The organism is Prevotella merdae, from assembly GCF_900290275.1.
In the GTDB taxonomy this organism is placed as follows: Bacteria; Bacteroidota; Bacteroidia; order Bacteroidales; family Bacteroidaceae; genus Prevotella; species Prevotella merdae.
Genome location: NZ_LT985325.1, coordinates 105961 through 124560, shown reverse-complemented (window position 1 = coordinate 124560; position 18600 = coordinate 105961). Strand labels below are relative to the sequence as shown.

The 18600-nt window shown below is 45.2% G+C and carries 16 protein-coding genes; 6 read left to right on the top strand and 10 right to left on the bottom strand.

All coding sequences use genetic code 11. The features are described from left to right. Window positions 1-76: 76 nt before the first annotated feature. Together rpe and C9991_RS17180 are read right to left on the bottom strand one after the other, a co-directional pair. Window positions 77-733, bottom strand: a complete 657-nt coding sequence (gene rpe / locus C9991_RS12820; protein ID WP_106812929.1) for a ribulose-phosphate 3-epimerase — start codon at window positions 731-733, stop codon at window positions 77-79. Window positions 734-785: 52 nt separating this feature from the next. Then, window positions 786-914, bottom strand: a complete 129-nt coding sequence (locus C9991_RS17180; RefSeq protein ID WP_255414801.1) for a hypothetical protein — start codon at window positions 912-914, stop codon at window positions 786-788. A 180-nt stretch (window positions 915-1094) separates the two neighbouring features. On the opposite strand from C9991_RS17180, the gene C9991_RS12815 reads away from it, so the two are divergent. The 4 genes from C9991_RS12815 (at window position 1095) to C9991_RS12800 (ending at window position 3490) form a co-directional block, all read left to right on the top strand. Next, window positions 1095-1637: an RNA polymerase sigma factor gene (locus C9991_RS12815; protein ID WP_106812928.1), complete on the top strand. Its 543-nt coding sequence runs from the start codon at window positions 1095-1097 to the stop codon at window positions 1635-1637. Window positions 1638-1708: 71 nt separating this feature from the next. After that, complete coding sequence (locus C9991_RS12810; RefSeq protein WP_157949473.1) at window positions 1709-2047, top strand: hypothetical protein; 339 nt, start codon at window positions 1709-1711, stop codon at window positions 2045-2047. Between the two features lie 29 nt (window positions 2048-2076). Continuing rightward, window positions 2077-2553: a hypothetical protein gene (locus C9991_RS12805; protein ID WP_157949472.1), complete on the top strand. Its 477-nt coding sequence runs from the start codon at window positions 2077-2079 to the stop codon at window positions 2551-2553. A 52-nt stretch (window positions 2554-2605) separates the two neighbouring features. Continuing rightward, a complete protein-coding gene (locus tag C9991_RS12800) occupies window positions 2606-3490 on the top strand; it encodes a carboxylesterase family protein (protein WP_157949471.1) in 885 nt (294 codons plus the stop codon). Between the two features lie 72 nt (window positions 3491-3562). Here C9991_RS12800 and C9991_RS12795 read toward each other — a convergent pair whose 3' ends face one another. The 7 genes from C9991_RS12795 to C9991_RS12765 all read right to left on the bottom strand — a co-directional run bounded on the left by C9991_RS12795 (window position 3563) and on the right by C9991_RS12765 (window position 13913). Then, window positions 3563-4294, bottom strand: coding sequence for an inorganic diphosphatase (locus tag C9991_RS12795; protein WP_106812924.1), 732 nt, complete (start codon window positions 4292-4294; stop codon window positions 3563-3565). Between the two features lie 156 nt (window positions 4295-4450). Next, on the bottom strand, window positions 4451-5809 hold the full coding sequence (locus C9991_RS12790; RefSeq protein ID WP_106812923.1) for a glucose-6-phosphate isomerase: 1359 nt from the start codon (window positions 5807-5809) through the stop codon (window positions 4451-4453). Between the two features lie 256 nt (window positions 5810-6065). Continuing rightward, a complete protein-coding gene (locus C9991_RS12785; RefSeq protein ID WP_106812922.1) occupies window positions 6066-6287 on the bottom strand; it encodes a DUF6722 family protein in 222 nt (73 codons plus the stop codon). 15 nt (window positions 6288-6302) lie between these two features. Next, a complete protein-coding gene (locus C9991_RS12780; protein WP_106812921.1) occupies window positions 6303-7298 on the bottom strand; it encodes an NAD(P)H-dependent glycerol-3-phosphate dehydrogenase in 996 nt (331 codons plus the stop codon). Between the two features lie 77 nt (window positions 7299-7375). Next, window positions 7376-9121, bottom strand: coding sequence for a lysine--tRNA ligase (gene lysS / locus C9991_RS12775; RefSeq protein WP_106812920.1), 1746 nt, complete (start codon window positions 9119-9121; stop codon window positions 7376-7378). 352 nt (window positions 9122-9473) lie between these two features. Then, complete coding sequence (gene clpB / locus C9991_RS12770; RefSeq protein WP_106812919.1) at window positions 9474-12062, bottom strand: ATP-dependent chaperone ClpB; 2589 nt, start codon at window positions 12060-12062, stop codon at window positions 9474-9476. 795 nt (window positions 12063-12857) lie between these two features. Then, a complete protein-coding gene (locus C9991_RS12765; RefSeq protein ID WP_198643819.1) occupies window positions 12858-13913 on the bottom strand; it encodes a M28 family metallopeptidase in 1056 nt (351 codons plus the stop codon). 209 nt (window positions 13914-14122) lie between these two features. Between C9991_RS12765 and gpmI the strand changes: the two genes are divergently transcribed. Then, the gene (gene gpmI, locus C9991_RS12760; RefSeq protein WP_106812917.1) at window positions 14123-15646 is read left to right on the top strand and encodes a 2,3-bisphosphoglycerate-independent phosphoglycerate mutase; all 1524 of its coding nucleotides are present in this window, start codon (window positions 14123-14125) and stop codon (window positions 15644-15646) included. 140 nt (window positions 15647-15786) lie between these two features. Then, window positions 15787-16767: an AMP-binding protein gene (locus tag C9991_RS12755; protein WP_106812916.1), complete on the top strand. Its 981-nt coding sequence runs from the start codon at window positions 15787-15789 to the stop codon at window positions 16765-16767. Between the two features lie 213 nt (window positions 16768-16980). On the opposite strand, the gene C9991_RS12750 is transcribed toward C9991_RS12755, so the two are convergent. Then, a complete protein-coding gene (locus C9991_RS12750) occupies window positions 16981-18564 on the bottom strand; it encodes a sulfatase family protein (protein WP_106812915.1) in 1584 nt (527 codons plus the stop codon). Window positions 18565-18600 lie beyond the last annotated feature (36 nt).

Below are 18600 nucleotides of genomic sequence, written 5' to 3'. Positions count from 1 at the left end.
CGGATAATACATATTAATATTATACAAAGGTAAGCATAAAATCCGACATAATGTCCTTTGTACAAGTTAATATATACTATCTACGAATTGTTTTCAGACCGTGTATAGTTGCAATCGGGTCTTCCGACTTGAAAACGTAGTTGCCACTTACTAATACATCGGCACCTGCTTCTACAAGCAACTTGGCAGTCTCGCCATTTACACCTCCGTCTATCTGGATAAGAGCATTACTGCCTGTACTGTCTATGAGTCTACGCAGCTGACGAGTTTTTTCTACAGAATGAGGAATAAACTTTTGTCCACCGAAACCTGGATTTACACTCATCAGGAGCACCATATCCACATCGTTGATAATGTCGGCAAGCATAGACACAGGTGTAGAAGGGTTTAGCGTTACGCCCGCCTTCATTCCTGCTGCATGTATCTCCTGAATGGTACGATGCAAATGCACGCATGCCTCGTAGTGCACATTCATCATCATGGCACCCGTAGCTGCAACTTGCTTTATATAGTTTTCCGGATGCACAATCATAAGATGTACGTCAAGCGGCTTCTTACATTCCTTTGCCAATGCGTTAATAACTGGAAAGCCAAAAGAAATATTGGGCACAAATACGCCATCCATTATGTCGAGGTGCAACCAGTCGGCCTCGCTGTTGTTAATCATTTCGATATCCGACTTCAAATCGAGAAAATTTGCTGAAAGCAACGAGGGGGAAATAAGAGTCTCCATTTCTATATGTTCTGCTATTATGTTTAAAGTTGTTGTTAGGTTTGTTGTCACTTTAGTTAAGGCAATACACATTGCCTTTTGCTCCAGCCGATTTAGCAACACGATAAGTGTAGGCTATCTGCCGGATAATGTTAAGCGTCGTTTCAGACGGCTTGATGTCTTCAGGGGTAAAATGTTTCATAGGCAATTTTAAAGTTTGCAATCATTGTTTATTATAGTAACGAGGATTAATTGTTTTTATTACATTTGTAGGCAACTAAATATTTTTTTCACTGTAAATTTTACTTTTGCCATTTAGCCAGGTCAAATAAACAGAACGACGCAAGAAACGTCAATATACACAACGATACAACAAGTAACAATGAATAAAACAACGACAGATAATAACATATTAAACGCTCTAAGGCATGACATGCAACGTGGGTTCACCATGTTTATGCAACGATACCGCGAACCAGTATATTGGCACATACGCCGTCTGGTTGTGAGTCACGATGATGCCGAGGATGTAACACAGGAAGTATTTGTTAGGGTGTTGCGATCGATAGACAAGTTCAGAGGCGAATGCAGTCTTACATCATGGGTATACCGCATTGCCACCAACGAAGCACTACGACTGATAAACTCAAGGCGATCGGACACTTGCTCAATAGACACTACATCTGCCCATACCATAGGCAATATAGAAGCCGACAACTACGTTGATTTCGACGATGCTATCGCTGTTAAGTTTCAGCAAGCAATACACTCGCTTCCACCCAAACAGCAGGCAACATTTAACTTGCGCTACTATGACGAACTGGAGTATGAAGAGATAGCCGAGATAACGCATTCGACACCGGCAAGTGCCAAGGTCAATTATCATACTGCCAAACAGAAAATAGAAGCATTTATGAATAAATAATGACCCGAAGCATATTATATATAATATGTTCGCGTACATTAAAACAATATAACAACGAAATAGAGATAATTATGGAAAAGAAATTTGACTTCAACCAAATAGGCAAGCGTATGCCCTACACCACTCCTGACAATTTCTTTGATAAATTGGAGAAAGAGGTCAAGGCTTCATTGCCAAGCGAGCGAAAGAACAAACACGCACGCATCATTACAATGTCGGTTCTGTCTATAGCCGTATCACTGCTGTTGTTCTTCGGTATAAGCACAACAATTAACAATAAAGGTGATGACGCTAAAAAGGAACAGTATAATATGGCTGCTGTAGAGAAGGCTTTCAACAATCTCGACGACGATGACCAAAATGCTCTTATAAACATCTATCAAGATGATGTTTTCACAAGTTTGAATTAAAGAATAGTTGTTTTAAAATTTATAGAATTATGAAAAAGTTAGTATTAAGATTATTTATGGTTATGTGCATGATGACAATTTCGTCTACTATAGTAAATGCACAGCACACAAAACCAGGTGTTCAGAAAACCGAACGTCAACGCATGACACGTGAGCAACTTGCCGAGACACAAGCCCGACATATATGTAACAAACTGGCATTGGATGATGAGACAAGCGCCAAGTTCACCACCGAATATTGCAACTATATGAAGGAGTTATGGGCCATCGGTCCTAGAGCTGGCAAGCGACAGCAAGGTGAGATGACGGATGCTCAGGCAGAAGCCAAGACAAAGCAAGACTTTGAACGCAGTCAAAAAATACTTGACCTTCGTGCCAAATACTACAAGCGCTACTCTACATTCCTTACACAACGACAAATACAGCGTGTGTACGAGATAGAGAAACAAATGCGCAACCGCTTGGCTAACAAAAGACATGCAAGAGCAAGAATGCCAAGAAGGTAATAATGCTTTTCCTTTTTAAAGACAATCTTCAATTAAGAATTGTATAGTAGAAATGAGTATAATAATTAGATTTTTGATTTCGGCTCTGTTGGCGCTTGGCTGCGTCGACAGGGCAATTGCTCAGACTTCTTTCTCTAAGGAGTCGTTTACAGCAACAGACGGAACAGCCCTACCCTATCGCAAGGCTTCAATACCTGGAATTGGTGACAAAGCATCACTTATAATATATCTGCACGGCGGATCAAGCAAGGGCGATGATAACGAAACCCAATTGCAAGAACCAGGCATCAACTACATAACAGAATGGCTCACACAAAACAACCGCAAAGCTATTATGGTTGTGCCGCAATGTGCTAAAGACAAGTCATGGATAGGCGATATGCTCGTTACAGTGAAGGCTATGCTTCAAACATTTGTAGACCGTGGCGTTGCCGACAATGTTTATATCTTTGGTGGTTCTATGGGTGGCACTGGTACTTGGAATATGTTGAGTCTATACCCTAATTTCTTCGCAGCCGCTATGCCTGTAGCCGGCAATCCGTCAGGACTTAATGCAGAGAATGTGGCCCAAACACCATTATTCACCGTAATGGGAACAGCCGATAGACTGATGAAAATACCAACAGTAGAAAGTTTTCTTGCAGACATGGATACCTACAATGCCGAATACCGCTTTGAAACAGAAGAAGGATGGTCGCACGAAGACACATGCAAGAAAAGCTACACCAAAGAACGACTCAATTGGGTATTTAGCCATAAACGCAACACCGAGTTGAGTGTAAATGGCATAAGCACAAATTATATTATATCCACAACTTGGTTCAACCTTGACGGAAAACGTCTTAATGGCGAGCCACAGCAAAAGGGCATATATATAAAGAAATGTGCTGACAGCAACGGCAAACTAAAGAGCACGAAGATTGCTATCGGCATATAAAAAACATGGAACGTCGAGCAGTGATTGCCCGACGTACAAGATAGTGTAAGTATTTAAAGATATGAATTTTTTTTATTCAGCTGCTTCTATTATTTCTCCCCATAAATCACATAGCTCGGTCATTTGTCCAAGCACTATATCTGCTCCATTATCAGCAAGAGCCGAGTCGGGAAGCGGTCCACTATTTACACCTATTGTAAAACATCCGGCTGCCGAACCCGCACGCACTCCAAGTGGAGCATTCTCAACAACAATACCTTGCCATGGCTCATTGTTGCCTGTCTTGTGCAATCCCATAAGATAAGGATCGGGATTTGGCTTGCCACGCTCCACATCGTAGGCTGTAACAATATGGTCTTCGGTAAGAAATCCATCAAAGTCGGTAAGTAAGCGTTGTATCAAAGGGCGCTGTCCGCTTCCGGTAACAACGCCAATGGTAAGACCAGCCGACTTAATCATCTGCATTATATCTATAACCCCAGGGAATATCTCGGCAACGGGCATATGGTGGAAGATGTCGGTCTTGACATCATACATGCGTTGTGCTTCCTCCGGTGTTATCTCCTTACCTTTCTGCTGAAGTACGTACTTGCGTATAGTGTCTACACCGCGAGCACCCTCTGTTGCATAAGAGTCGGCAGCTGTAAAATGGATGTCAAACTGCTTCATAGCCTCATGCCAAGCTACAGCATGGTTTGGCATTGAATTGTATAGCACGCCATCCATATCAAATAGCACACAACGTGGCTCAAACTTGCTATAGCCGTGCTGTAGCTTGTATGCCAATATCAAATCTTTAATCATATTATATCTCATAATACTGCCTTTTCCACAACCCTTCCCTATTGAGGAGAAGCTGTGGGTAAGACTTCAATTTATCGAATAAAAAACGGACTGCATTATATGAGCAGTCCGTTTTTCATTAATATAGATTCACGTATTATCGTGTTAGAGTTATTTTTACTTCTCGTCAGCCAAACGCTTCTGAATAGCCTCGCTCTCAGCCTCATATCCTGGCTTGTTGAGCAGAGCAAACATATTCTTCTTGTAAGCCTCAACACCTGGCTGGTTGAATGGGTTTACACCGAGGATGTTGCCGCTGATACCGCAAGCAATCTCGAAGAAGTAGATAACCTGACCAAGGTAGTACTCGTTGAGCTGAGGAACAGAAAGGCGGATGTTTGGAACACCACCATCTACGTGAGCCAAACGTGTGCCAAGCTCAGCCATCTTGTTTACCTCATCAACACGCTTGCCTTCAAGGAAGTTTAGACCGTCGAGGTTCTCGTCATCGTGTGGGAAGAGTACTTTCTTCTCAGGAGCCTCTATGCTGATAACTGTCTCGAAGATAGAACGCTCGCCTTCCTGAATCCACTGACCCATAGAGTGAAGGTCGGTAGTAAAGTCGCAAGATGCAGGGAATATACCCTTGCCGTCCTTACCCTCTGACTCACCATAGAGCTGCTTCCACCATTCGCTCATGAAGTGGAGCTTAGGCTGATAGTTTACAAGAATCTCGATCTTCTTGCCTGCCTCTGCATAGAGAGCGTTGCGAACGGCAGCGTAGATAGCAGCAGGGTTCTCGTCGAACGGAACATCCTTGCCTGTAGCCTTCTCCATATCGGCAGCACCATTAACGAGGGCTGTGATGTCGAAGCCTGCAACAGCGATAGGCAGCAAGCCAACAGGTGTAAGCACTGAGAAACGGCCACCTACATTGTCAGGAATAACGAATGTCTTGTAGCCTTCCTTTGTAGCGGCAGCACGAGCTGCACCCTTGTGAGCGTCAGTAATAGCAACGATTACGTCCTTAGCTTCTTCCTTGCCACGCTGGTCCTCGCACTGCTTCTTAAGCAGACGGAAAGTGAGAGCAGTCTCGGTAGTTGTACCCGACTTAGAGATGTTGATTACACCGAACTTCTTGTTCTTGAGGTATGTTGTAAGCTCAGCGAGGTAATCCTCGCCGATGTTGTTACCAGCGAACACTACTGTCGGGTTCTTCTTGTCCTGAACGAGCCAAGCAAATGAATTGCCAAGAGCCTCAATAACGGCACGTGCACCTAGATAGCTACCGCCAATACCTGCAACAACCACAACCTCACACTTCTCACGCAGAGTATTTGCAACGCTCTGAAGTTCGGCGATGAACTCAGGAGTGATAGAAGATGGCAAGTGGAGCCATCCGAGGAAGTCGTTGCCAGGGCATGTGCCATTCTCAAGAGCCTCCTGAGCAGCCTTAACCTGTGGTTCATAAGCTTTGACTGCGCCCTCTGAGAGGAACTGGGCAGCCTTTGTAATGTCTAAGCTGATACTTTTCATGTCTTATTTTTTTTTAATGGTTATATTTTAGTTTATTTATTTGTTTATAGGTTTTTCAGCCACTCCTCACCCTTCTTTGTGTAGGTCCAGGCAAGGATACTGCCAACAATAACTATAACTAATGAAAATATTAATCCTTCCATTATGTTACAAGTTTTTGAGCCACTCTTTTCCAGACTTGGTATAAGTCCAAGCAAGAAGACTTCCTACTACCAATATTACTATTGTGAAAATTAATCCTAATGCTTCCATTATGCTAATACTTTAAAATTCTATTTGCAAAAAATGCTGTGAGATATGTAGCAATACTTCCAGCAATTAATATCCATAACTTAGGAGTATATGTTCCATCAGTAAAGACGGGGACTATTCCTCCTAACACCAAGCCTGTAAATATCAATTTCGACAAATCATAAAAATACCCTGCAAGTTTCTCCTTGCGTGTTTTCATTTTGTCCTTTTCGTCTCTCTGTCCCATAGCCCATAGATTTAATTACCTGAACGAGTCGGTGAGCAGCTTTATCTCAATCTGCGGACTTATACGCTCGTACAATATATTATATACGGCATCGAGGATTGGCATATTAACGTGGTGGTGTCGGTTCTTCTCCTTCATACACTTGGTTCCGAAGAATCCCTCGGCTATCATCTCCATCTCTATCTGAGCACTCTTCACACTGTAACCCTTACCTATCATTGTACCGAAGGTGCGGTTGCGTGAGAACTTGGAGTAGCCGGTAACGAGCAAGTCACCAAGATACACAGAGTCGTATACACTGCGATCTATTGGATTGATGGCTGTAAGGAATCGCGACATCTCCTGCACTGCGTTTGATATGAGCACAGCCTGAAAGTTGTCGCCATATTTCAGTCCGCTGCAAATGCCTGAGGCAATAGCATATACGTTCTTAAGCACCGAAGAGTATTCAATACCAATAACGTCGGACGAGGTTTTTGTCTTGATAAATTCTGAGTCAAGAACTTCGCAGAAAGCATGTGCCTTTTCTTGGTCGGCACATCCCACTGTTAGATATGACAGACGTTCTAGAGCCACCTCCTCTGCATGCGACGGACCGCCGATGCAAGCAAGGTTCTCATCGGGCACATCATACACCTCATGGAAGAACTCAGAGCAAGCAATATTATCATCGGGTACCAGACCCTTGATAGCCGTAACAATAAACTTGTCGCGCAGACGGGTCTTTAGTTTCTTGAGGTGATTCTTCAGGTAAGGCGATGGTACAACAAACACCAAGGTATCATAAGCCTCAACGATGCGGTTGATATCGCTCGAGAAGAATATCTCATCGGTGTTGAAGTGTACACTCGTGAGATAATTCGGGTTATGGCTTAGGCGCTTAAACTCCTCTATACTGTCGTCACGGCGCATATACCACCCAATGTGGTGGGTATGTCCTACCACAATCTTGGCAATAGCTGTAGCCCAACTACCTCCACCAATGATTGCAATTTTCCCGATATTATACATTTGTCTTATTGTCTTTCAAATTTAAGACTAAAGAGGAGGTGCCGTATATTCGGCACTTCCCCTATAAAGTATATCTATTATTCAGCAGTTTCTGCTGTAGCAGCACCGTCAATCCACTTCTGGATATCGTCTACCGATGGCTTGTCGTAACCAAGCTTGTACTTCTTGTTTATTTCGCCAATCTTCTGCTGCAAGCCCTGAGCCTTCTGGTCGCGTATATCGGCAATAAGGTTGAAGCCAGCCTTACGCAGAACGTATACCCAATTCTCGGGTACACCAAGCTCGCCCCACTCCTTGATAGAGCTCTGAGGCATCTTTTTCTCTGGCTTCATCTGTGGGAAGAACAATACCTCCTGAATGTATGTCTTGCCTGTCATAAGCATAACAAGACGGTCGATGCCGATGCCGATACCTGATGTAGGAGGCATACCATACTGAAGAGCACGGAGGAAGTCCTGGTCGATAATCATTGCCTCGTCATCGCCCTTGTCGGCAAGCTTCATCTGGTCGATGAAACGCTCCTCTTGATCAATAGGGTCGTTAAGCTCTGAGTAGGCATTGGCAAGCTCCTTGCCATTTACCATAAGCTCGAAACGCTCTGTAAGTCCTGGCTTTGAGCGGTGCATCTTTGTTAGAGGCGACATCTCAACAGGATAGTCGGTAATGAATGTTGGCTGAATGAATGTGCCCTCGCAGAACTCACCAAAGAGTTCGTCGATAAGCTTACCCTTACCCATTGTCTCGTCTACGTCCATACCCTTCTCAAGGCAGAATGCACGAATCTCCTCCTCGGTCTTGCCATTGCAGTCAAAGCCTGTCTTCTCCTTAATTGCGTCAAGGATAGGCAAACGACGATAAGGTGCCTTAAAGCTAACGATATTGCCGTCAATCTCGCGTTCTGGCTTACCATTTACGGCAATACAGATAGTCTCAAGCAACTTCTCGGTGAACGACATCATCCAGTTGTAGTCCTTATACTGAACATAAAGCTCCATACATGTGAACTCAGGATTATGGTTACGGTCCATACCCTCGTTGCGGAAGTTCTTACCAATCTCGTACACACCCTCGAAACCGCCTACGATAAGGCGCTTTAGATAAAGCTCTGTAGCGATACGCATGTACATATCCTGGTCAAGAGCATTGAAGTGTGTAATGAAAGGACGGGCAGAAGCACCACCTGCAATTGACTGCAATGTAGGTGTCTCCACCTCTGTATATCCAGCCTCATCGAGCACACGGCGAAGTGTACGCACTACAGTAGCACGCTGAAGGAAGGTTTCCTTAACACCATCGTTTACAACAAGGTCTACATAACGCTGACGGAAACGCAACTCTGGGTCGTCAAACTTGTCGTAAGCAACACCATCCTTATACTTAACAATAGGCAGCGGCTTCAAACTCTTCGATAGAAGAGTGAGCGACTGTGCGTGTACAGAAATTTCACCTGTCTGTGTACGGAACACATAACCCTTGATTCCGATAAAGTCGCCTATGTCGAGCAAACGCTTGAACACAGTGGTATAAAGAGTTTTATCCTCGCCAGGGCAGATATCATCACGTGTTACATACACCTGAATGCGGCCCTTTGAGTCCTGAAGTTCCACGAAGCTCGCCTTACCCATTACACGGCGGCCCATCATACGGCCTGCGATAACCACCTCGCGTTTCTCGTCTTCGTCCTTAAACTCCTTCTTGATATCCTCTGAGAAGGCGTTGGTTGGGAACTCGGCTGCTGGATACGGGTCAATGCCCATGTTGCGCAGCTCCTGAAGACTCTGTCTTCTTACAATCTCTTGTTCGCTTAGTTCTAAAACGTTCATATTAGTATATCTTTCTTTTTTATTTTGTTTTCTTTGCCTTTTGCATTGCCTTCAAGCCCACTTAAGCAGGCACTTGTAAGACAATACACGTGCAAATTTACTAAATAATTCTGAAAGGTTGGTTGTTTTTAATATTTTATTGCATATAAAAGAGGTTCATCCGATATTTGAAGTTATACAAGCTGGAGTTTTATCGGGAAGGATTATATTATATGAGTATATGTCAGGGCTTTAACAAAAACCGATAAACATAAAAAAACAGAAGACACGGGTACATGTTAATATTTTAAGACATAAGAACATAAGAAAGGGTGTCCGTAATGATACGAACACCCCAATAATATGTACCTATTTAGTTCTTAAATATCAATCCGTCATTATCGGCATCGATAGTGATAGGTTGCTCGCGCTTAACCTCGTCCGAAAGAATCTTCTTTGAGAGATCGTTTAGCACGTAGCGCTGTATAGCACGCTTTACTGGACGTGCACCAAACTCTGGATCGAATCCTTCATCGGCAAGGAAGTCGATGGCAGCTGGGGTTACATTCAATGTAAATCCCTGAGGCTCGAGCATCTTCTTGACTGCGTTCATCTGCAATGTCACTACCTGTGCTATCTCTGGCTTGGTAAGTGGCAAGAACATTATAGTCTCATCGATACGGTTAAGGAATTCTGGACGGATAGTCTTCTTAAGCATCTCCATTACCTTCTCCTTAGTGTCGCTTATTACGTGGTCGCGGTTCTGAGGTGTAATACCGGCAAACTGACCCTGTATATATTGACTGCCAAGGTTGCTGGTCATGATGATGATGGTGTTCTTAAAGTTTACTGTGCGACCCTTGTTATCGGTCAGACGACCGTCGTCCAATACCTGCAAGAGGATGTTGAACACATCAGGATGAGCCTTCTCTATCTCATCAAACAACACTACTGAGTATGGTTTGCGACGCACAGCCTCGGTAAGTTGACCGCCCTCATCATATCCAACATATCCTGGAGGCGCACCGATAAGACGACTAACGCTAAACTTCTCTTGATACTCACTCATATCGATACGTGTCATCATCGTCTCGTCGTTGAAGAGATATTCTGCCAAAGCCTTTGCAAGCTCTGTCTTACCTACACCAGTTGTACCAAGGAAGATGAATGAGGCAATAGGACGCTTCGGGTCTTGCAAACCTGCACGCGAACGTCTTACAGCATCGCTTACAGCCTTGATTGCCTCTTCCTGACCAATTACACGCTTGTGGAGTTCCTCCTCAAGATGCAACAACTTCTCGCGTTCGCTCTGCATCATACGTGTTACTGGTATGCCAGTCCAACGGCTCACAACCTCAGCAATATCGTCAGCAGTAACCTCCTCACGAATCATAGCGTTGCCATCCTGAGTAGACTTAAGCTGGTTCTGAATACTCTTGATATCATCGTCGAGTTGCTTCAGTTTGCCATAACGTATCTCGGCCACACGCTCGTAGTTGCCTTCTCGCTCGGCACGCTCGGCCTCAAACTTGAGTTGCTCTATCTGCTGCTTATCTTGTTGAATCTTGTTTACAAGAGCCTTCTCGCTCTCCCACTTAGCACGGAACGAACTTTCTTGGTCGCGCAGTTCGGCAATATCCTTGTCGAGTTGTGCTATTTTGTCAGTATCGTTCTCACGTTTTATTGCCTCACGCTCTATCTCAAACTGCTTTAGCTTACGTGTTATCTCGTCGAGCTCTTCAGGTACAGAGTCGCGCTCCATACGCAGCTTTGCGGCAGCCTCATCCATAAGGTCAATGGCCTTGTCAGGAAGGAATCTGTCAGAGATGTATCGCTCAGACAACTTAACGGCGGCTATACATGCATCGTCCTGAATACGTACCTTGTGATGGTTCTCATAGCGTTCCTTCAAACCACGAAGTATAGATATAGCCGACAGTTCGTCAGGCTCGTCTACCATTACGGTCTGGAAACGACGCTCAAGTGCCTTATCCTTCTCGAAGTACTTCTGATACTCGTTGAGAGTTGTGGCACCGATACTTCTCAGTTCGCCACGTGCAAGTGCTGGCTTAAGGATGTTAGCGGCATCCATTGCACCCTCGCCTCCACCGGCACCAACAAGAGTGTGAATCTCATCGATGAAGAGTATTATGCGGCCGTCGCTATTGGTAACTTCCTTAATAACACTCTTAAGACGCTCCTCAAACTCGCCTTTGTACTTGGCTCCGGCTACAAGCGCACCCATATCCAACGAATAGAGCTGCTTGTCCTTAAGGTTTTCTGGCACATCGCCACGTACGATACGCTCTGCCAGGCCCTCAACTATCGCTGTCTTACCCGTACCTGGCTCACCTATCAATATTGGGTTGTTCTTGGTACGACGTGAAAGTATCTGGAGCACACGGCGAATTTCCTCGTCACGTCCTATTACTGGGTCGAGCTTGCCCTGACGTGCTTCCTCAACAAGGTTCTTGGCATACTTGGCAAGACTCTGGTAGTTCTCGTCGCCCGACTGCGACTGTACCTTCTGTCCCTGACGCAATTCGTTGATAGCCTTAACGGTCTCCGCCTCAGTCATACCGGCATCCTTAAGGATTCGGCTTGCTGTAGAGTTGACCTGCAACAATGCGAGCAATATAGGCTCAACACTTGTAAACTCGTCGCCATTCTTAGTAGCGAAGTCCTGTGCACGCTGCAACACCGAGTTGGCATCATTAGACAGATAAGGCTGTCCGCCCTGAACACGCGGCAGACGCTGTATCTCAGTATCTACTACGGTGTCTATCTGAGTGGCATTGACACCTAATTTCTGGAAGATGTATGTAGCTACATCCTTGGCTTTCTGCAATACACCCTTCAAGAGATGCACCGGCTCTATGCTCTGCTGTCCATTACGCTGTGCAATATTTACAGCCTCTTGAACAACCTCTTGAGCTTTGATTGTAAATTTGTCGAATGTCATATTTTGGTTCTCCTTTCTTCTTTTTGTTTTTCTTAAATTATTCGTTTCGCATTATCATTATATATAATAATGTGTAGCTTAATGCACCATCAGCAACCATGCGGTGTGCCGACGGCTTTCGATATGAATAACGCAAACTATATTCCACGAAGAAAAAACACGACAAAATGTCAGCAAACCGTAGAGAAGGTGGATATTTACATGACAAATTGACAGAAAACAGCTGCTTTTATATATTTATTGTCTCCATCAAGCGACTTTGCTGAGCGTTGGGAATAATGATGTTAGATTCAAGAGTAGTGTGCCCAAAACCGTAAGAGGTACGCCCCGAAGGGGCAGAAGCACCTAGCTCAGGGCAGCGCCCTGGGTATAATGCATAAAATGACAAAGCGCCCTGTAAGGGCAAAAGCGTTGATAATGAACGCTTTTGCCCTTACAGGGCGTATTATTTATAACGTCCGTTTACCCAGGGCGTGCCCTGGGCTAAGTGCAATTTGGGCTTTCAGCCCGCTTCTCTTTAATATTGACTCACTCTCATCTATGTTGTTTAAGTCTTTCTATCGCCTAAACAAGGCGCTGATAACGTATAAGTTTAATCTTTGATTGCTGTCAAATACTCCTATGCTTGCTATCAAACGAAGCTTTGATTGCTGTCAAATATAATTTTGATTGCTGTCAAACACACTTTTGATTGCAAACAAATGGATTTTCAGCCAATGAAGAGTGCTTCAGATTTGAGGTTATATGCCTTGCGCAATTGCCACATCACCCAGAATGTTGGATATTCCTGGTTTATTAATACTCGGCCTCATTAGCCAATCTCCACGCCGTAAGATACGAGGCACGGCTAATGTCGGTGAGCTTAGGATAATTTACGGTTTGTGGTTCATCCGACGGGAAGTTGTAATGAGGCTGACCTCCTGTGTGATACCACACAATAGGCACGCCCTTGAGATGAAACGAACCCTGGTCGCTACCTCCAACCGGATAGTCCCATGAGCGATAATCGGTTTCAAATCCAAACTTATACTTTGCCACATCCTCCTTAAGCCATTCGCCAAACTTTGGATGCGAGGCTGTGAAGAAATACATCAAGTATGGGCTGTCGGTGCCGCTGCCCACCATGTCGAAGTTGAGATAACCCTTAACCTTATCCATATGCGGATAGTTCTGCGTAAAATAGCGCGAGCCCAGCAATCCCTGCTCCTCACCGTCCCAAAATGCAAATACCACGGTACGCTCGGGCTGTACACCACTCGCCACAAACGCCTTCATTATTTGCAGAACTGCCGATACACCCGATGCATTGTCATCAGCTCCATTGTATATCTTGTCGCCCTCAAGGTCGGGATACATACCCTCATGATCGAGATGAGCACCTACCACAACCATCTCGTCGGCTTTCTTTCCTGGCAATACTGCAAGCACATTGCCAAGATGCAAGGTTTGATGCACCTGTTTCTTAATCTCGGCTATCGAATCGGCTTCAACAAAAAAGCGCGCACCACGCTTTAGTCTCTGCACTCCACAAGCCTCAAATGGTTGCTCATACGAATTGCCAAGCATAGGTTTCAGACCCAACTGTCGCATCTGTGATATGATGTATTGCTTGGCAATACGCGAGCCTCGCTCTCCGGCACGACGTCCCTCAAGCAAGTCATCGGCAAGAAAATATACATGAGCACGTGCTGCATCCTCTGTTATAGAACGCAGACCAACCTCTCGCTGTAGGGCCATGTGCTTGGCCATTTGCTTTGTATTGCCCTTGGCAGCCTTAACACTGGCCGCACAAGCTGGAGTGGCAAGCGCCATGACCGCAGCCACAGATATAAAAAATGACAATTTCCTCATTTTATGATAATAGATGTTTATTGTTTGTTTATTTTTGCAAACATACTAAAAAACCTTGGCATAACAAAATAATGATTGGTAATTCTGCCACTTTATATTCCTAAAGAAGCAAAAAAACACGTGTATAATATTTTGTCATATAAAGCGAATATTGTAACTTTGCACACTAAGAATAAAAACATATTTCATATATAATCATACACAACATTATGGCAAAGAAAGCTTTATTGATGATCCTCGACGGATGGGGCATCGGCAAACATGGTAAGGGAGACGTTATCTACAACACACCGACTCCTTATCTCGACTATCTCACAGCAGTTTCGGCTCACTCTCAGCTCCTCACATGTGGCGAGGATGTTGGTCTGCCTGAAGGACAGATGGGTAACTCTGAGGTAGGCCACTTGAACATCGGCGCCGGCCGCATCGTTTATCAGGACCTCGTTAAGATTAACCGTGCTTGCAAGGACGGTTCTATCCTCCAGAACAAGGAAATCGTTAAGGCTTACAGCTACGCCAAGGAAACTGGCAAGAAGCTCCACCTTATGGGCCTCACATCTACTGGTGGTGTTCACTCTTCACTCAACCATCTCTTCAAGTTCATCGAGATTGGTAAGGAGTATGGCTTGAACGATGTATACGTTCATTGCTTTATGGATGGCCGCGACACCGATCCTAAGTCGGGCAAGGGATTCATCGAGCAGGTTCAGGAGTGCTGCTCAAACAATGGCGCACATATTGCAAGCATCGTTGGACGTTTCTATGCAATGGACCGCGACAAGCGTTGGGAGCGTGTAAAGGAGGCTTACGACCTCTTGGTTGAAGGCAAGGGCAAGCAGGCTACCGATATGGTACAGGCTATGCAGGAGAGCTACGACGAGGGCGTAACCGACGAGTTTATCCTTCCTATCAACAACTCTACTGTTAACGGAAAGATTGAAGAGGGCGATGTTGTTATCTTCATCAACTACCGTAACGACCGTGCCAAGGAGCTTACCGAGGTTCTTACACAGAAGGACTACACCGAGCAGGGCATGCACACTATCAAGGACTTGCAGTACTTCTGCATGACTCCGTACGATGCATCATTCACAGGCGTAAACATCCTCTTCCCGAAGGAGAACGTTATGAATACTCTTGGCGAGTATCTCGCTGCTAACGGCAAGCGTCAGCTCCATACAGCAGAGACAGAGAAGTATGCTCACGTTACATTCTTCTTCAATGGTGGTCGCGAGACTCCGTACGAGGGCGAGGACCGCATCCTTGTTCCTTCTCCAAAGGTTGCTACATACGACCTCAAGCCAGAGATGAGCGCATACGAGGTTAAGGACAAGCTTGTTGGTGCCCTTAACACTCAGGAATACGACTTTATCGTTGTAAACTTCGCCAACGGCGATATGGTAGGCCACACTGGTATCTACAACGCTATTGCAAAGGCTGTTCACGCTATCGACAACTGCGTTAAGGAGGTTGTTGAAACCGCTAAGGCTAACGACTACGAGACTATTATCATTGCCGACCACGGTAATGCCGACAACGCTATCAACGAGGATGGCACTCCTAATACTGCCCACTCTTTGAACCCAGTTCCGTTTATCTACGTTACCGACAACAACTCGGCTACTGTAAAGGATGGTCGTCTTGCCGACGTTGCACCTTCTATACTCCACATCTTGGGTATGGAACAGCCTGCCGACATGACTGGCGAGAACCTTATCCAGGACAACAAGTAAACAAACGTTGCTTAACGGCGTTTAGGCTATAACTATTAATGCGTATTCTACAATATGATGTAGGATACGCATTTTTTTAAGCCTTACAGCTGTATCAATACAACACCCAAGACAAACTATCGATAAAAACAAAACAAGATATGACGTTCGACCAATTCATTAGCGACTGGCAGTCGCCCTCGCCTACCCTACTTGTTCATACAAGCGGATCAACTGGCAAGCCAAAACCTATGCTTGTAGAGAAAAGCCGTATGGAGACTTCGGCCCGTATCACGTGCCGCTTCCTTGGATTACAGCCTGGCGACACGGCTCTGCTATGTATGCCTCTCGACTATATTGCAGGCAAGATGGTATGTGTGCGAAGCTTGGTATGGAATCTAAGGCTTATATGTGTCGAACCTTGCGGACATCCATTGCAACATCTTGACGAAGTGCCTACTTTTGCAGCTATGGTACCTATGCAGGTATACAACTCGCTGCAAGCCGACAACGAGCTACGAATGCTCAAACAGATAAAACACCTTATAATTGGAGGCGGAGCTATAAGCCACGAATTGGAGGCTACCCTGCGCACATTCCCAAATGCGGTATGGAGCACATACGGCATGACCGAGACGCTGTCGCATATTGCCTTGCGTCGACTTAGTGGTGCCAACGCAAGCGAATGGTATACACCGTTCGATGGAGTGGATGTTAGTCTTAACCAGGATGGATGTCTCGTGATAAATGCACCCGAAGTGTGTGCCACAACTCTTACCACTAACGATATTGCCGAGATAGACAGCGACGGGCGACGCTTTCGTATACGCGGACGACGCGACAACGTGGTGTGCAGCGGTGGAATAAAAATGCAGATTGAGGAGATAGAAGCCAAACTGCAAGCCCATACCGATGTGCCACTTATTATAACTAAGCGTGCCGACGAGAAGTTTGGCGAGACAATTGTGTTATTGGCCGAATGCAACGACATTGAGCCAATAAAGGAGCTGTGCCGTGAATGGCTGTCAAAATACGAGCAACCACATGCCTATATCTGCGTAGAACGTTTGCCACAGACAGAAACCGGCAAACCGGCAAGAGCAGAAGCTATGCGTATTGCTTCTGACTACATGATTAAATGAATACGTATTCATTTATGGTAAGTAACAGTTCTGAATTATCTTTACATATAGTAGGAGGGTATGGCATCCTTGCCATACCCTCTAAATTGGCTGTACAATCATGGCAGAGTAGGTATGGCAGGGATGCCATACCCTCCTACAGATTGCCGTTCATATATAAAGATAAATACTTACTTAGTGAAATACACTACTTACGATGATCATTATTTGTTTTTATACACCAGGAACAAAGAACGAGTGCTTCTCGCTCTTCTCGCGTTCGTGACGCAAAATGTTCTGCATGTCGTATACAATCTGTGGATGCTGAGCAGCAACGCTCTCCGACTCCCATTGACTCTTCTTTATATTGTACAACTGCGGCTGTGGGTCGCTACCAGTCTCTGTCTTAGGCGCCCAATCAAGTAGCTTCGGACCATCACTTGGCTCAATATACTTCCACTCGTTGGTGCGTACAGACAGCACATGATTGTAGGCAAGCTCTATAACGTAAGGACGATCGGTTGTGTTGGCACCAGTAAGAGTTGCCGCATAGTTCTGACTATCAGGAGCTCCACCCTGAGGTACACGTGCACCGATAATGCTTCCAAGCGATGCCATCCAGTCGATCTGCGATGTAAGGGCATTTGATGTCTGACCACCCTTTATCGCCTTAGGCCAACGTACAATGGCAGGTACCTGGGTGCCACCCTCAAATGCGCTGTACTTGTTGCCACGCCAAGGACCAGCAGGCTTATGACCATTGAGCAACTCCTCTGCACGATCCTTATAACCATCATCAACTACAGGACCATTATCGCTTGACAACAAGATGATTGTATTATCGGCAATACCGAGTTTGTCAAGAGTCTCCATAATCTGACCTACCGACCAGTCGAACTGCACAATAGCATCGCCACGCAATCCCATTCCACTCTTATCGCGGAAACGCTGGTGTGGGAAACGAGGTACATGCACATCGTTTGTGGCAAAGTACATAAAGAATGGACGGTCCTTGTTCTCCTTGATAAAGTCGATGGCATGTGTTGTTATCGAGTCGGCAATGTTCTCGTCCTTCCACAATGCCTTGCCGCCACCACGCATATATCCAATACGACCGATGCCATTGACAATAGACTGGTTGTGGCCAACACTCGACTGTAGGTTATAGCACAATTCTGGGTTGTCCTTGCCAGTAGGCTCGCCAGGGAAGTTCTCCTTATAGCTAACCTCGATAGGAGACGACGGGTCGTAATTGGCTACCGTTCCATCATTAATAAACACACATGGCACACGGTCGGCAGTAGCAGCCATAATATAATGATGGTCGAAACCGATGTCACCCAGGTTCATAGGTATCTGTGCATTCCAGTCCTGTGTGCCCTGAGTCTCTCCAAGTCCTAAATGCCACTTGCCAATAGCGCAAGTACGATAGCCACAACTCTTGAACATATCAGCCATAGTATACTGTCCAGGCTTGATAATCATGCCAGCATTACCAGCTGCGATGTCGGTATCAGGACGACGCCAAGCATACTCACCAGTAAGGATTGAATAGCGCGAAGGGGTACTTGTTGCAGCTACAGCATGTGTATCTGTAAAGCGTATACCTTGCTGAGCAAGACGGTCTACGTTAGGTGTCTGCACATTCTTGGCACCATAGCATCCCAAATCGCCATAACCAAGGTCATCGGCAAGGATGATGATAACGTTAGGACGTGTTGGGTCTGTGTTTTTAGGTTTCTTGGCAGCCATTGCCGACTGTGCGGCGATAGGTGCAAGAAGCGAAACTGCAATTAAGTTCTTTACTTGTTGCTCCATAGTTTGTTGTTTTATAGTATATTAGTTTTAGTATAT

Coding starts and splice junctions, on each gene's coding strand:
- rpe (WP_106812929.1), bottom strand. CDS start 733: ATGGAGACTCTTATTTCCCCCTCGTTGCTTTCAGCAAATTTTCTCGAT.
- C9991_RS17180 (WP_255414801.1), bottom strand. CDS start 914: ATGAAACATTTTACCCCTGAAGACATCAAGCCGTCTGAAACGACGCTT.
- C9991_RS12815 (WP_106812928.1), top strand. CDS start 1,095: ATGAATAAAACAACGACAGATAATAACATATTAAACGCTCTAAGGCAT.
- C9991_RS12810 (WP_157949473.1), top strand. CDS start 1,709: ATGGAAAAGAAATTTGACTTCAACCAAATAGGCAAGCGTATGCCCTAC.
- C9991_RS12805 (WP_157949472.1), top strand. CDS start 2,077: ATGAAAAAGTTAGTATTAAGATTATTTATGGTTATGTGCATGATGACA.
- C9991_RS12800 (WP_157949471.1), top strand. CDS start 2,606: ATGAGTATAATAATTAGATTTTTGATTTCGGCTCTGTTGGCGCTTGGC.
- C9991_RS12795 (WP_106812924.1), bottom strand. CDS start 4,294: ATGATTAAAGATTTGATATTGGCATACAAGCTACAGCACGGCTATAGC.
- C9991_RS12790 (WP_106812923.1), bottom strand. CDS start 5,809: ATGAAAAGTATCAGCTTAGACATTACAAAGGCTGCCCAGTTCCTCTCA.
- C9991_RS12785 (WP_106812922.1), bottom strand. CDS start 6,287: ATGGGACAGAGAGACGAAAAGGACAAAATGAAAACACGCAAGGAGAAA.
- C9991_RS12780 (WP_106812921.1), bottom strand. CDS start 7,298: ATGTATAATATCGGGAAAATTGCAATCATTGGTGGAGGTAGTTGGGCT.
- lysS (WP_106812920.1), bottom strand. CDS start 9,121: ATGAACGTTTTAGAACTAAGCGAACAAGAGATTGTAAGAAGACAGAGT.
- clpB (WP_106812919.1), bottom strand. CDS start 12,062: ATGACATTCGACAAATTTACAATCAAAGCTCAAGAGGTTGTTCAAGAG.
- C9991_RS12765 (WP_198643819.1), bottom strand. CDS start 13,913: ATGAGGAAATTGTCATTTTTTATATCTGTGGCTGCGGTCATGGCGCTT.
- gpmI (WP_106812917.1), top strand. CDS start 14,123: ATGGCAAAGAAAGCTTTATTGATGATCCTCGACGGATGGGGCATCGGC.
- C9991_RS12755 (WP_106812916.1), top strand. CDS start 15,787: ATGACGTTCGACCAATTCATTAGCGACTGGCAGTCGCCCTCGCCTACC.
- C9991_RS12750 (WP_106812915.1), bottom strand. CDS start 18,564: ATGGAGCAACAAGTAAAGAACTTAATTGCAGTTTCGCTTCTTGCACCT.